The organism is Vibrio sp. KUL70 (assembly GCF_059725515.1).
Genome location: NZ_AP045834.1, coordinates 1,040,005 through 1,054,418, shown reverse-complemented (window position 1 = coordinate 1,054,418; position 14,414 = coordinate 1,040,005). Strand labels below are relative to the sequence as shown.

General features: G+C 45.7%; 12 protein-coding genes. 3 read left to right on the top strand and 9 right to left on the bottom strand.

The window, feature by feature from the left end; all coding sequences use genetic code 11:
* The first annotated feature begins 115 nt into the window (after positions 1 to 115).
* On the top strand, positions 116 to 859 hold the full coding sequence (locus AC6I7V_RS04865) for a YciK family oxidoreductase (protein WP_255231041.1): 744 nt from the start codon (positions 116 to 118) through the stop codon (positions 857 to 859).
* Between the two features lie 77 nt (positions 860 to 936).
* Here the strand turns inward: AC6I7V_RS04865 and AC6I7V_RS04860 are convergent, their stop codons facing one another.
* From AC6I7V_RS04860 to hinT, 7 genes are all read right to left on the bottom strand, one after another.
* On the bottom strand, positions 937 to 2,226 hold the full coding sequence (locus AC6I7V_RS04860) for an NAD(P)/FAD-dependent oxidoreductase (protein ID WP_498011446.1): 1,290 nt from the start codon (positions 2,224 to 2,226) through the stop codon (positions 937 to 939).
* 454 nt (positions 2,227 to 2,680) lie between these two features.
* The gene (gene ycfP, locus AC6I7V_RS04855) at positions 2,681 to 3,220 is read right to left on the bottom strand and encodes an alpha/beta hydrolase YcfP (RefSeq protein WP_498011445.1); all 540 of its coding nucleotides are present in this window, start codon (positions 3,218 to 3,220) and stop codon (positions 2,681 to 2,683) included.
* 108 nt (positions 3,221 to 3,328) lie between these two features.
* A complete protein-coding gene (locus AC6I7V_RS04850) occupies positions 3,329 to 4,183 on the bottom strand; it encodes a phosphotransferase (RefSeq protein ID WP_498011444.1) in 855 nt (284 codons plus the stop codon).
* Between the two features lie 127 nt (positions 4,184 to 4,310).
* Positions 4,311 to 4,901, bottom strand: a complete 591-nt coding sequence (lpoB, locus tag AC6I7V_RS04845; protein ID WP_255231045.1) for a penicillin-binding protein activator LpoB — start codon at positions 4,899 to 4,901, stop codon at positions 4,311 to 4,313.
* A 100-nt stretch (positions 4,902 to 5,001) separates the two neighbouring features.
* Positions 5,002 to 5,385, bottom strand: a complete 384-nt coding sequence (locus AC6I7V_RS04840; RefSeq protein WP_255231046.1) for a YcfL family putative periplasmic lipoprotein — start codon at positions 5,383 to 5,385, stop codon at positions 5,002 to 5,004.
* Complete coding sequence (locus AC6I7V_RS04835; RefSeq protein WP_498011644.1) at positions 5,385 to 6,710, bottom strand: COG3014 family protein; 1,326 nt, start codon at positions 6,708 to 6,710, stop codon at positions 5,385 to 5,387. Before AC6I7V_RS04835 ends, AC6I7V_RS04840 begins: the two co-directional genes overlap by 1 nt.
* 146 nt (positions 6,711 to 6,856) lie before the next feature.
* On the bottom strand, positions 6,857 to 7,207 hold the full coding sequence (gene hinT, locus AC6I7V_RS04830; protein ID WP_150871736.1) for a purine nucleoside phosphoramidase: 351 nt from the start codon (positions 7,205 to 7,207) through the stop codon (positions 6,857 to 6,859).
* 278 nt (positions 7,208 to 7,485) lie between these two features.
* Here hinT and AC6I7V_RS04825 point away from each other — a divergent pair, with 278 nt between their 5' ends.
* Positions 7,486 to 9,477 carry a methyl-accepting chemotaxis protein gene (locus AC6I7V_RS04825; RefSeq protein ID WP_498011443.1) on the top strand — a complete coding sequence of 664 codons (1,992 nt, stop codon included), beginning with the start codon at positions 7,486 to 7,488 and terminating at the stop codon, positions 9,475 to 9,477.
* 182 nt (positions 9,478 to 9,659) lie between these two features.
* Positions 9,660 to 10,826: a DUF1887 family protein gene (locus AC6I7V_RS04820; RefSeq protein WP_261882840.1), complete on the top strand. Its 1,167-nt coding sequence runs from the start codon at positions 9,660 to 9,662 to the stop codon at positions 10,824 to 10,826.
* Between the two features lie 191 nt (positions 10,827 to 11,017).
* Here the strand turns inward: AC6I7V_RS04820 and udp are convergent, their stop codons facing one another.
* Together udp and AC6I7V_RS04810 are read right to left on the bottom strand one after the other, a co-directional pair.
* Positions 11,018 to 11,776, bottom strand: coding sequence for a uridine phosphorylase (udp, locus tag AC6I7V_RS04815; protein ID WP_285403279.1), 759 nt, complete (start codon positions 11,774 to 11,776; stop codon positions 11,018 to 11,020).
* 298 nt (positions 11,777 to 12,074) lie between these two features.
* Positions 12,075 to 14,399: a zinc/cadmium/mercury/lead-transporting ATPase gene (locus AC6I7V_RS04810; RefSeq protein ID WP_498011442.1), complete on the bottom strand. Its 2,325-nt coding sequence runs from the start codon at positions 14,397 to 14,399 to the stop codon at positions 12,075 to 12,077.
* Positions 14,400 to 14,414: the final 15 nt, after the last annotated feature.

The following is a 14,414-nucleotide window of genomic DNA, read 5'->3' as shown; positions in this document are numbered from 1 at the left end:
TAGTGTATTGTAACCATCTTGTCACGATTACCAAGAATTTCTAATCATTCCTGCGGTTATCTGTGTGATTAAACATCAATGGAATGACGAACATAAAAATAGAAGGATAAGCACAGTGGATTACCCAATCTCTACAGATGCCCTCAAAGATAAAGTAATTTTGGTTACAGGCGCTGGAGCCGGTATTGGCCGCCAAGCTGCATTAAGTTTCGCTCAACACGGTGCGACCGTAATTCTACTCGGCCGTAACGTAAAAAACCTTGAGTTTATTTACGATGAAATCGAGAAAGCGGGCTACCCACAACCTGCGATCATCCCGCTAGATCTTAAAGGCGCAACCAAGCAGAACTACATCGACATGGCTGAAACCATTGAATCTCAATTCGGTCGCTTAGACGGTCTACTGCATAACGCGGGTGTGCTTGGTACTCTGAGTCCATTCGATCAAATCGAAGAAGACACGTTTGATGATGTTATGCAGATCAACGTAAAAGCCGAGTTCCTAATGACTCAAGCTCTTCTACCGGTACTGAAGAAAGCGGAAGCGGGTCGAATCGTATTCACCTCTTCAACAGTCGGCCACTCTGGTCGTGCGTTCTGGGGCTCTTACGCTATCTCTAAATTTGCGACTGAAGGCATGATGCAGATCCTAGCCGATGAAGTAGAAGGCACAGCATTACGTGTCAATGCGATTAACCCAGGTGCGACTCAAACGCGCATGCGTGCAAAAGCTTATCCAGGTGAAGATGCAAACCAGCTGAAGACACCGCTCGACATAATGCCACTTTACCTACACTTGATGAATCCAAGTGTGACTGATGTGCACGGCCAATGCATCGATGCGCAACCTAAGCGATAACCGCGCAATAATTTAAACGAAACATAAAAAAAGAGCTCCTCGGAGCTCTTTTTTAGTCATAACCGTTTTTAAGTAGATTAATGAAGCTTCAGGTTTGGACGCAGTACGCGGTTAATACGGCCTACCAACATCATCAATGACGTCTTGATAATGCCATGCAGCGCCATTTGGTGCATACGATATAGCGAGATGTAAACCACGCGAGCAATGCGACCTTCAACCATCATTGAGCCTTTGGTTAAGTTACCCATCAGGCTACCAACGGTCGAGAAGCGGCTAAGAGAAACCAAAGAGCCTTTATCTTTGTAGATGTAAGCCTTCTGCTCACGACCATTTAGCTTAGCAATGATGTTGCTGAATGCGCAGCTAGCCATTTGATGTGCAGCTTGAGCACGTGGTGGTACAAAAGAGCCGTCCGCTTGCGTGCATTGTGCTAGGTCACCAATGACGTAAATATCGTCATCACGTGTCGTTTGCAGAGTATCTTTCACGACCAACTGGTTGATACGGTTTGCCTCTAGACCGCCGATATCTTTAATGAAATCTGGTGCTTTGATACCTGCAGCCCAAACCATGATCTGAGCAGGGATCTTCTCACCATCTTTGGTTGTTAAGCCATCCGCGTCAGCTTGCGTCACCATAGTCATAGTACGAACATTCACACCAAGCTTAGTCAGCTCTGAGTGCGCAGCACTTGAAATACGAGGTGGAAGCGCAGGGAGAATACGCTCACCCGCTTCGATTAGGTTTACGTTCAGCTTGCTTGAATCTAGATCACCAAAGCCATAAGTACGCAGCTCTTTTACGGCATTGTGCAGCTCAGCAGATAGCTCAACACCGGTAGCACCTGCGCCAACAATAGCGATATCTACTGTACCTTGACCGTTCTTAGCATGTAGCTTTAGAAACTCATTGTTCATTTCGGTACGGAAACGGTGCGCCTGCTCGGGGCTGTCTAAGAAAATACAGTTGTCACGAACACCAGGCGTGTTGAAATCATTCGACGTTGAGCCAATCGCCATAACTAGAATGTCATATTCCAGCTCACGGCTTGGCATTAACAACTCGCCATGTTCATCACGAAGTTCGCTTAGGGCGATAACCTTACGCTCACGATCGATGTCGTTTAGGCTACCCATCTGAAAATCAAAGTAGTGATTCTTTGCATGTGCACGGTAGCTCAATGCGTCGACACCTTCATCCAAAGAGCCGGTTGCTACTTCATGCAGTAACGGTTTCCAAAGGTGGCTCGCTTTGCGGTCAACCAGTGTAATCGTTGCGCGTTTTTTACGGCCTAGGGTGCGCCCTAGCTTGGTTGCTAGTTCCAAACCACCAGCACCACCGCCTACTACGATAATTTTTGTCACGATGACAATCCTCTACAAAATAAATAAATGGGGCTCGGCTCGATTACTCCAACCGATAAATTCTGTTTTCTACTCAGCAACCTGCGTTATCGCAGTGTGGAATTTGATTCACTTCCGATCACCGAGTGTTTAGAGGGGCGAAGACTAAAGTCATCTGCTTTAGTAAGTTCACGCGGAAAAAAGGCTCACCTGAGAGGTAAAGCGCAAATAATGGGCAAGTTTATGACTCGCTCTCAATTTTTTTTGATATTTATCAAAATATTTTATTACCGGACATTATATATAGCAAAAACGTGACCGCAACTAAAATCCTTACCTTGAATGAGGTTTCGAAGAAAAATCGCTAACCTTCATACCATTTAGATACCATTTAGATACCATTTAGTATGGTGCTGAATATAAAAAAGCAGCACTAGAAAAGTACTGCTTCTTGCCGATAAGATTTTACAAAAAGTTAAGCGTTCTTGAAGGCTTTCATCGCTTGTAAATGTTGAGAGATCTTCTTGAACTTGTGACTCTCTTTTTCATCCCAGATGATCTGATAGTAGTCTTCGAGTGCAGCTGCGGTTTTGTTGTTGTCGTGAATTTCGTCTTCTCGAGACAGAATAACTAAACAGCGATCTTTGTTCTTCACGCGATACTGACTGACACACTTTGTTGCAATGTCCTCGTACTCTTCTGGACGATCAATTCTGCCAACCATGTTCTTTTCAGGTCTCAAGTTCGGATTGAAGATCACCTGTTTGATACCACACAAGAAACCAATGCGCTCAGACCAATATCCACCTAATCCGACACCACAAATTAGTGGGTGCGGGTCATCTGACTGTTCAATCACTTTATGGACTTCTTTAAGTAGGTGTTGCATGTCGTGTTTTGGATGGAGTGTACTGTAGTTAATGAAACGAACGTCATCATCAATGAATTGCAACTGCAGTATTTTTTCGTGGTTGCCCGGGCTTGTAGAATCAAAGCCGTGTAGGTAAATAATCATTGTACCTCCCTGGTAAAATGCTGGTACGTTTTGATAAATCTAACACGAAAAATAAGGTTTTAAAGTACAGATAACTGAATTTGCATTTTTCCCCTCCTAAACGTGATCCTAACTACAGAAAGTGCGACTGAGTGCTTGCGCTTCATCCATATATTGCTCATCTCCCCACAATTGATGAGCCAGCAAATACCAAAGCATCGCCATCATTTTGCTGCGGGGTTGCCAAGCTTCGACGCCATCTATCCATGCTTGAGTATCATGGATACCTCGAAACTGGCAGTATTGTTGAACGGCCTCTTCGACCGATACATTAGCCACCGAAATCGTCAATGTTAAATCGAGTCGAGGGTCCGCTAACACAGCATACTCCCAGTCAATTATCTTAATCGCATCATGCTGGCGCACAAGGTTGTAGCCACCGAGATCAAAATGACAGAGCCTGTTTTCGATTGGAGGTAGATTGGGTGCTGAACGCCATTGTCGGTAAATCGCTTCAAACTCTTCACCTCTATGCTCTTTATCAAGTCGTAACCAATAGTGGTCCACTCGAGCGGTAAAACAGAAAGGGTGCAGGGGTAGTCGCGATGTGTTAACTAAATGCACAGACACCAGAGTTCGCATTAACTGCTGCAGTGAAAGGTCATCATGAATGGTATCTCCTTCAAGCCACTCGACTAACAAACCTTGCTTATTGATGGTCATCGCTTGAGGCGCAATGTGGAGCTGCCCTATCGCTGAGAGTATTTGATACTCTTCGTGGCGCGAAATTCCGAAGGCTTCAGTAATTGAGGTGGCTGGTCGCCACACAAAAGCTTGCCCATCAGCGGTTTCAATCTTCCAGCAACGGTTGGTAAGACCACCAGTTAACGTCTGTGCTTTAACAGGAGGGAGATCGAAATAGTCATCAAGTGAGCCTAAACTCGCATCCAGTTTTTTAGCCTCACTCCAGCAAAAAATCGCCATACTCTCTATTCTCCCCATAAAAAAGACACCAACGTCACCGCAGGTGTCTTTTATTCTCACTCAGTCTTACTATAGCGTAAAGAGCAACACATCACGCTTGTCACTCTATATCGCGCCTTAGGCTCAATTATAGCCCCAGTAAGCTCTTAGATTTTTGCTTGCGGATTTCTGTCTCGTCCGCCCATTCGATAAGACCAGACTCAAGATCCATTAAACGCATGGTCATCTTGTAGTATACGTCTTGATCACTGCCGTCTTTCTTCACGATGCTTGATAGGTTGCCGTAAAGCATGTATTGAGCGCCAACCATCTTACCGAATTGAATCGCTGAGCTTTGGTTTACAAGCTCATCGTTGTTTTGGAAGTTTAGCTGCTCACGAACTGACTCAACGCGGTCCATGTCCACGAAACGGAACTTACCTGAGTTCAACATCTTAGTGCTGATCGTATCTGTGATGGATTCCGTATCGATGTGCTCGCTGGTTTTATTCTTAATACGCTCTACAAACACGATCGGACGCTGATCGCGGGTGATGTAAGAAACCGAACCAGAAGCCATCATGCTATCAACCATTTCGCCAGCAATCGTTTGAAGGTCCGTTGAACCGAAATCGATGGTTGTGGTCTCTACAGCTTGCGCATCACCATAACTTACTTTGTTTGAACAACCGCCTAGAATTACAGCCAATCCTAATAGCGCAATGACACTCTTTTTCATTTTATTTCCTCACATATCCGAGCAGAACCACGCCCTACTCATAAATTTGGTTGGCTTAGCTTGCCGATAAATAGTCACGCTCAGCTTAAACCGTTAAATATTACTGTTCCCGAAACTGCACGCGAAACTGCGTTGCCTGCGGGTTCACTGAAATCTCTGACAAGGTGATGGTCTCATAGCCACGAACGATGGCCTGTTTCCAAGGTCCTTGCTTCAAGTTCACCTCAAGACCTGCATCGTCATACCAATAGAATCGATATAGGATATTCTGATCGCCCTTGTAATCACTCGTGAGACGTACAAGCCCACGGGTATGACCATCAACTTGATCAGTTCTGACATCATCAACTAACAGCCGACTACCTAGAACCTTGTCACCAAAAAATACGTTTTGCGTTAGGCCATCAACACGTACACCTGCTGTGTTCTCAGCACACCCGGCTAAGGCTGCAACAGCCGCTAAGCTCACTAACCACTTTTTCATTACAGCCTCCCTAGCTGCTTATGCCACATGGTGGCGTTGTTCCCTTGGCGAGAAACCCAAACTAATGTGGTTTGTCCATCTCGCACATCAAACTGATATGATTTACCGCCGGCTTCTAGCGTGTAGTTACCAGAAGTCGCCACATAGGTGCTGCTCTTCACTTGAGCAGGCAGCGACTGCCAACTGCGGGTATCTGGTTGTTCAGTTAGCGTATTCCAGACGTTGAACAGCAAGTTACCCACATCATCACCTTTGGTCGCTTCTTTACGAATCCGGTCTTTCGCGACCACTCGCAGGGCTTGGCGAATCACAATACCCGGCAGGCGTTCAGATAAATCGTTTTGTGCCATTGCGTCTACATCGGTCAACAAACTGCCATTGAGCGAAGTACCATTGATACGAATTGACGCAAATCTTTCGTTTGGCTGCTTTGAATAGTATGGCAGAGCTAGAGAATATATGGCGCCTTGATCACGACTGTCATAAACCGGTAAATCTAAACGCCAGCTGTCCATTGCTTGCACAACGCTCTGCTCATCTAAGACGATCACTCGCCCTTCACCAGATTTCAGAGACGCAGGCATTGAGTAGCGTTTCTTCAACTTTGCCAAATCTTCACGCATACCCAGACGCTGAGCCACCAGCATGGTGCGTTCAACAACTTGCTGGTTGTCAGGCATCACCGCCAAGGCACGTCGATAATCAACATACGCATTGTTAAGGTCATTGGACGCTTCATAAAGAAGACCAGATAAGAACATTAGGTACGCATTTTGTACCGATTGCAGCTTTTTGCCCGCATCTGGGTAGTTCGAGAGAATACTGCCGACATTCGCCGAAAGACCTTGTGACCGAGCATCGTTTGCTGCTTGCTGCAATTCGGCTTCACGCTGTTTCTTCGCTTGCTCTTGAACCTGGTTAGCACGACGCATCTCAACCAATGCGCCCTCTAAATCATTCTGTTTGAGATAGTTCAGACCAAGATAAAGATGCAGAAAACCTAATTCATAATCGGCTGGAGTATATTCGGTAATGTTGTCATTAACCGCTAACGCGCCTACGCTCGCTGCGCTGTCTGTCACCGAGACTACGGCTTTATCTTGCTGAACTCTCACTGCTTGGTCTGCTTGTTCAAACCAAGACTTACTCTCTGCGTACTGTTGGTCTAGTAAATATACGCGGCCTTTTTCAAGGTTATCCAAAATATCGCCTGCGGCATAATCAGGTAGCTCTTGCTGCGCTTCTGAGTAATCACCCGCTCTCAAGGCTTGATACACACTCTGATTTTGAGCGCTGTAGTGACTAAACAAATTCCCCGCAGACATGCTTGCACACCCAACGGTTAATGCCGATATCATCGCGACTGAAACGAACTTGACGTACTGTTTCAAAGATTAACTCCTGCCTATCTATACCAACCATTGCTTTGGACTACAGTTCACGCAAAAAGTTGGTATAGAAGTCATTTTTATTAGCTCATTAATAGTGGACCTAGAGGGCGACCGCCTACAAGGTGCATATGGATATGATAGACCTCTTGGCCACCATGAGAGTTACAATTAACAATCAGTCGGTAACCATCTTCTGCAATACCCTCTTCTTTCGCCAGTTTACGAGCAACGGTAAACAGACGACCCATCATCGCTTCATCTTCTGCTTCAACGTCATTCGCTGTTGGGATCAGCTTATTTGGAATAATCAGGATATGACTTGGCGCACGCGGATTAATGTCACGAAACGCAGTAACGAGATCGTCTTGGTAAAGAAGGTCTGCTGGAATCTCTTTATTGATTATTTTGCTAAAAATGGTTTCTTCAGCCATGTTTTTCTCCAATAAAACATTTACTTCTAAGAGCTTTGAGTATGCGTCAAGCCACTAGAAACCTCAATCAACCTAAGCTAAAGCATAATAAAAAACAGTGTTCAAATCAAAGAAAACCCAACCGAGTGCAAAAGAATGCCGAGTCGCCTATTGCTGACAGCTATTTTTGACGGGTGCGTCATAAAATGTGTTACTGGAACTCAATAGAATGCTGACACTTTTGTTACTTTGTTTTGGACCGGATTTTCGGTCTGTATTTATTTTTAGGGAGAACGGCCATGAAAGGCTCAGTGATAAAACGCATGTATGCGGGCTTCGCACTGATCATCATCATGTTTGCAATTACGATTACAATCATGATGAGCAGCATGAATCAGATACACAGTAACTTCGAAAGCGTGTCAAAATCTTCGCTGCCCCTTGTTACTCTCTCTAATCAAACCAGTGTGCAGCTACTCTCTGCAGACAAATCCTTCAAAGATTATCTCACTACACAAAATCAAGAACGCATGACGGCAATGCGCAGTGAATTTACCCAATCACAACAAGCATTCTCTTCTGTACTTAAAGAGCTTGAAATCGCTAGCGCGACAAATCCTGTACTTGTAGAGCGTGTTGAGCAACTAAAACAACTCGAAGAGCGCTACTTCTCTGAAGCAGAAGAAGCGATGAACAACTACGTCGCGATGTTTGAAGCTCAAGAGCAAGTACAAAAAGCATCGCGCGAATTCCAACGTCTGCATTCGGAATTGACGGTTGGAATGAAAGAGTATGTTGCCGATCAGAAAAGCATCTCTGTTAAGGTCATGGCAAAAAGCTACTTTATTAAGTTGAAAGACGCAGAAGTGATCACCTCTGATGCTCTAGCAAGTTCCGATGTTGAGTTAGTGCAAAGCGCAGTAAACAAAAACAAAAAAGCGGTAACACACCTTAACTACGCATACCGAGGTTTAACCACTCAACTGCCTGAGCTAAAAGGCGCGTTCGATGAGTCGGTACAAAAGTTCACCAAAGACGTTGGTCAGAAAGGCGGTGTACTTGATAAGCACAATAACTACCTACAAGCGAAGAAGGCGCTCTACATCAACATCGCTAACCTAGCGGTAGACGTTGACCAAGCAATGGCCGTTCTAGACTCATTCAACGTCACTGCGGGTGAACAGCTTAATAGCTCGCTAGCAGATGCCGGCCAAATCTACGACCAAGGCCTAATGAAAGCTATTGCGATTGGTGTTGTAGTGACGGTATTCGCAGCAGCGATTGGCTATCACATTGCCCACAGTGTGCGCGAACCTTTGACTCGCATTTTGCATGCACTTGAAGGGCTCACACAGGGTGATATGACTAAACGTATCGACATTCGTTACGACAACGAATTTAGCCGTGTAAGTCGCCACATCAACACGCTTGCCGATAACCTGCATAACATTCTAGTTAAGCTTAATGAAGCATCTGATGAGCTAACTGAAACAGCCAGCATTAACCAGAAGACCTCTTCAACAACGCAAGGACAACTGAGCAATCAGCGCGAACAAACGGCAAATGTGGCAACCGCCATGACAGAGATGTCGCATTCGGTACAAGAAGTGGCGAACAGTGCGCAGAGCTCATTAACTATGGTTCAGCAAGTCGAGTCAGCATCGGAATCTGGCCGTCAAATCATGAACACCAACATCAGCACCATTAATCAACTGGAGACTCGCCTCAATGAGTCAGTTGTCGCTGTGGGTGAACTGCAGCAGATGAGCAGTCAGATTGGCTCAATCCTAGATGTCATTCGTGGGATCGCAGAACAAACCAACCTACTTGCACTCAATGCTGCTATCGAGGCAGCACGTGCGGGTGAACAAGGCCGCGGCTTCGCTGTGGTGGCAGATGAGGTGCGTGTTCTCGCTCAGAAAACCACGCAATCTACGTCTGAGATTGAAACTATGATCAGCAATCTACAATCGAGCTCTAAGACAGCAGGTAACGTGATTGAGAGCTGTATGAATGATATGGAGATGTCCGTTGAGCAGGCTTCCAATGCCAATAGTGCGATGGAAGAGATTCAAGCACTTATCCTAGAGATCAGCCACATGAGTACACATATTTCTGAGGCTGCGGCAGAACAAAGCGAAACATCAAGCGACATTGCGCGTAACATTGAAGACATCAACCACATTGCGGACGCAAGTTATCAAGCGATGTCATCCATTGCTAAAGCAAGTGAGAACCTGACCATTCTTGCTAATCAGCAAGGTGATTTAGTGCATCAGTTCAAGCTTTAAACCTTTACTAAAGCGACTAAAGGTATGACTTTACTCGCATCAATTTGTTAACCACCTGAACCAGGGTAACTTTTGTCAAAGGTTACCCTTGTTTTTTTAAGCCATTGTCATCATATGAGTATTATGGCTTGCTGCTTTCCGTTACGTTCCCATTTTGAGCGAGCCAATATTAAGGAATTTATATGGCTGTTCACGTTGGCATTATTGATCAAGACCCCATTAGGCTGATTACCCCATTATTGGATAATCGAACCACCAGCTCACACATCGTTTTTATCGGTGACAAGACTCAAGAAGGCATGTATCTGCGCCTTCACTCCGTACTCCAAAAGCGCGATATCACCAGTGAGTTTTTTGAAATTCCTACCATCGTTAATACTTCTGTTATCAAAGAATCAATTCAAGTCTTGGCTGAAGACCTCAAGGCACGCGGACAAGAAGTAAAACTTAACGCAAGCTGCGGTTTAAGACATCGCCTGCTTTCGGTTTACGAAGTATTTCGCACTTATCACTGGCCGATTTTCGTGGTTGAACCAAACAGTGACAAACTGTGTTGGTTATACCCAAATGGCAAAGAAGACACACAAGTACAAGATCGTATTACTATCGATGATTACCTGACCGTATTTGGTGCTCGCGGTGAATTTAATGACTTCGAACTGCCGCCGCAGCTAGATCAAAAACTCTACGAACTGGGTGAACGCTGGGCGAGTAATGCCCTTGAACTGGGGCCAGGCCTTGCAACGCTAAACTACCTAGCAACGACATGCCGCAAAGAGCAGAAACTGGATGTTGAGCTTTCAGAGAAGCAACAGGGCTATCGTGAGCTGAACATGCTGCTTACCGATCTCGTCGAAGCAAAGATTGCGACCTACCAAGACGGTATTTTGACCTTTGCTAACGAAGATGCGCGTCGTTTCTCGAACGGTGAGTGGCTAGAAACACTGGTACACAGCACGGTGAAACAGATTCAAGATGACATGCCAACCATTCAAGACCGTTCGTTGAACGTTCAGGTATATCGCCAGCTTGGTGAGCGCGAAGTACGTAATGAGCTGGATGTTGCTTCAGTAGTCAATAATAAACTGCACATCATAGAGTGTAAGACCAAGGGTATGCGTGACGATGGTGATGACACCTTGTATAAGCTGGAATCGCTGCGCGACCTATTAGGCGGCCTTCAGGCTCGTGCTATGCTGGTCAGCTTCCGTCCACTGCGCCATAACGACATCACTCGTGCAGAGGATTTAGGACTTGCTTTGATTGGTCCTGATGAGTTGAAAGATCTTAAAACGCATCTAACATCTTGGTTTGCTGCTGCAGGCGGTCACGAAGACCTAGAGTACTAAGAAAATAAGCAAATAAGCTGTCAAAGGCTCACTACTCACACACTAAAGGCGCATCATGCGCCTTTTTATTTGTCTTTATTTTCCCCAAACCTAATCGACAAATACAAAAAAGCTGCACCATTAAGTACAGCTTTTGAGGATTTAAATCAGGCTATCTTGGACGATAACTTAAGTTAACTAGGATCTCGCGATTAAAGCATCTTACGCGCAGCTTCTACAACCACTTTGATTGAGCGAGCTTCTGTCTCTTTTAGCGTTTCGTGATCTGGGATTTCTTTCTGTGTACGGTTGATAATAACGCCCGCGACACAACCTGCTTTCAGGCCAGAACTTGCACACATAGTTAGCAGTGTTGCAGATTCCATTTCGAAGTTAAGAACGCCCATGTCTTGCCACTCTTGCATAGAACCTTGGAAACGCTTAACAACGCGGCCAGAGAAGGTGTCGTAACGCTCTTGACCTGGGTAGAAAGTATCGCTTGATGCTGTAACACCAGTGTGAACCGTTGCGCCAGACTCTTCTACTGCCGCTTTCATCGCTGTTGCAATTTCGAAGTCAGCTACTGCTGGGAACTCCATTGGAGCGAAGTGTAGGCTTGCACCGTCCAGACGAACAGAACCCGTTGTTACAATCATGTCACCCACGTTGACGTGAGGTTGGATTGCACCAGTTGTACCAACACGTAGGAAAGTACGTACACCTAATTGTGCTAACTCTTCTACAGCGATAGATGTTGATGGACCACCAATACCAGTAGAACAAACAACCACAGGCTTTCCATCTAGCTCAGCGCGGTACAGCGTGTACTCACGGTGGCTTGCTAGAAATACTGGGTTTTCCATTTCGTCAGCAATTTTTTGTACACGTGCTGGATCACCTGGGATGATCGCGAGTGTCGCACCTTGAAGATCAGCTTCAGTAATACCTAAGTGGAAAACAGCTTGAGACATAGTTTGCTCCTTGTGGCTTATTGAGTGTTCATCACCCTTATCTAAGCGCATTATAAGTTTGTGGGGTACGTGTTTACTCTAACCAAGCTATTCACAAAATGAAGTGACAGACATCACACCTCTCCACGCAACATGTAATCCATTTTCACAAAAAACAGATCGCAATCACATTTACACCGTAATCGTATAGCTTTGTTGCATAAGAATGGCGAAAAAAACGCCTCTAGTTCATAAAACGCAAATCAAACAACATGCGCTCAATAAACCAAAAGCGTTCTGAAACTAGTAAAACAAGACCTTAGTCAGCTTTTGACTTAAATCTCAGTAGTCTTAAAGCATTGAGTGTCACAAGCGCGGTTGCGCCACTATCAGCAAGCACGGCTACCCATAAGCCAGTAATACCAAATAGGCTGGTCACCAAGAACACACCTTTTAACCCCAACGCCAAAGCGACGTTCTGACGAATGTTTCTCATGGTGGCCTGTGACAGCTCAATCATAGCTGGTAGTTCAGTTAGACGATTGTGAGTCAGTGCCGAATCAGCGGTTTCTAAAGCGACGTCGGTGCCGCCACCCATCGCAATACCAACATTTGCCGTTTTCATTGCTGGAGCATCATTAATACCATCGCCCACCATAGCAACATGTGAATGGCGAGTAAGCTCTTCAACGTAACTCACTTTATCCGCTGGCAACAGACTTGCTTTGTATTGCATACCAACCACAGAACTGATTGCCTCGGCACTGCGCGGGTTATCGCCCGTCAACATAATCGACTCAACACCCAGCTGACTTAGTCTTTCTACAGCAGTTTTGGCGTCACTACGCAGTGTGTCTTGCCAAGCAATCAAACCAATGACGGTTTGAGAGTACTCTACTGCCACGACTACCGTCTTACCTTGCATTTCAAGCAAAATAACCTGCTCTTGTACTGACGAATCAAGATCAAACGTCACTTTTGATGGTGAAAGCACTTGATATGTACGCCCATCGACATCACCTTCAACACCACTACCAATAAGGGCACGTTTGTTGTCAGATTCCGGGATATCAATCCCCTTCTCTTTAACTTTATTGACGAGAGATAGCGCTAGTGGATGGCTTGACCCCACTTCAATCGCACCGACCACACGCAATAACTGTTGCTCATTCCAACCTTGCAACGGTAACACGTCAGTAACTTGTGGCTTGCCCTCGGTCAGTGTGCCAGTTTTATCAAACGCAATGGTTTCAACCTTACCTAACTGCTCTAGCGCAGCACCGCCTTTAATCAAGGCACCACGTTTTGCTGCTGCAGCCAAGCCAGAAGTAATCGCTGCCGGCGTTGAGATAACCAACGCACAAGGGCATGCGATCAACAGCAACGCAAGACCACGATAAACCCAAGTTTCCCAAGGTTGAGCGAACAAACTCGGCGGAATCACAATGACCATCAAGGCCACAAACATCATTAGTGGCGTATACCAACGGCTAAATTTATCTAGGAATCGTTCTAGAGGTGCTTTGCGTGATTCTGCTTCTTCAATCAAATGAAGAATTCGGTCTATCGCATTCTCACCTTGTTTAGAAGTGATCGTGATACGAACAACCTTGTCGACCACAACCGCACCCGCCATGATGGTGTTGCCTTTGATGTGTTCGACAGGGACAGATTCACCAGTGAGTGCACTCTCATCGAAGCTAGCGGCGTAAGTAATCAATTGGCCATCTGCTGGCAGTCGAGCACCAGGAGAGACTTCAATAACATCACCAGGCATAAGTTCCGTAACTGCAACTTCGACACGTTCACCATCGACAATTTGAGTGGCATTTTCAGGCACCAATGCCATCAATGCTTGTACACCACTGCGTGCACGGGATGAAGCAAAGGCCTCTAAACGCTCACCGATTAAGAACAACAATAGAACCATGGCTGCTTCTACTGTTTCCCCCAAATACAGGGCACCCAGAGCAGCAACACTCATCAAGGTTTCAATGGCAAAAGGAGTGCCTGAGCGGGCAAGCTTCACCGCTTGTTTTGCGACAGGGTAAAGTCCAAGCAAACAGGTGACAATGAACAATCGCTCACTTAAAACAGGGCTGACGTCTTTAATTAAGGCCGCGAATAACATCGCAGCGGCAATCGCAATGATCTGGAGATTTGGCTGAATGTATGATTGCCAGAAGGTCGCTGGCTGTTGCTTTTTCTTAACGCCAACTTCACTCAAACTGAAGCCCGTTTTTTGAACGGTGGTTTCAATGGTTTCTGTGAGTTCAACTTGATCGTATTTCACGACCAATTTTTCCGTCGCAAACAGAACCTTGGCTTCAATCACACCAGGAATAGAAGAAACGGCTTTTTCTACCTTTCGTGCACAGGCTGGGCAGTCCATACCTGAAACGAGCCAGCTTTTAGTGAGCTTGCTTTTTAGTTCGTCAACTGAGGACAGCCGGTCTTCTTCTCCACTGTCTGAACCACAACAACTCTCGCCGCCAGCAGAGGGCTCAGAGGTTGAACAGCACGAAGATGGGCTGGTAGAAGCTGCTGTAATACTAGTGATTTTAGGGCTACCGCAGCTTGAAGCTACAGGTTTGTTTTGAATCTCCGCTTTGGTTGAGCGGCACGCGGCATGTTTTGCACACATAATAAATTCTCCTTA

Coding starts and splice junctions, on each gene's coding strand:
- ycfP (WP_498011445.1), bottom strand. CDS start 3,220: ATGATTATTTACCTACACGGCTTTGATTCTACAAGCCCGGGCAACCAC.
- AC6I7V_RS04850 (WP_498011444.1), bottom strand. CDS start 4,183: ATGGCGATTTTTTGCTGGAGTGAGGCTAAAAAACTGGATGCGAGTTTA.
- lpoB (WP_255231045.1), bottom strand. CDS start 4,901: ATGAAAAAGAGTGTCATTGCGCTATTAGGATTGGCTGTAATTCTAGGC.
- AC6I7V_RS04840 (WP_255231046.1), bottom strand. CDS start 5,385: ATGAAAAAGTGGTTAGTGAGCTTAGCGGCTGTTGCAGCCTTAGCCGGG.
- AC6I7V_RS04835 (WP_498011644.1), bottom strand. CDS start 6,710: ATGTCTGCGGGGAATTTGTTTAGTCACTACAGCGCTCAAAATCAGAGT.
- hinT (WP_150871736.1), bottom strand. CDS start 7,207: ATGGCTGAAGAAACCATTTTTAGCAAAATAATCAATAAAGAGATTCCA.
- AC6I7V_RS04825 (WP_498011443.1), top strand. CDS start 7,486: ATGAAAGGCTCAGTGATAAAACGCATGTATGCGGGCTTCGCACTGATC.
- AC6I7V_RS04820 (WP_261882840.1), top strand. CDS start 9,660: ATGGCTGTTCACGTTGGCATTATTGATCAAGACCCCATTAGGCTGATT.
- udp (WP_285403279.1), bottom strand. CDS start 11,776: ATGTCTCAAGCTGTTTTCCACTTAGGTATTACTGAAGCTGATCTTCAA.
- AC6I7V_RS04810 (WP_498011442.1), bottom strand. CDS start 14,399: ATGTGTGCAAAACATGCCGCGTGCCGCTCAACCAAAGCGGAGATTCAA.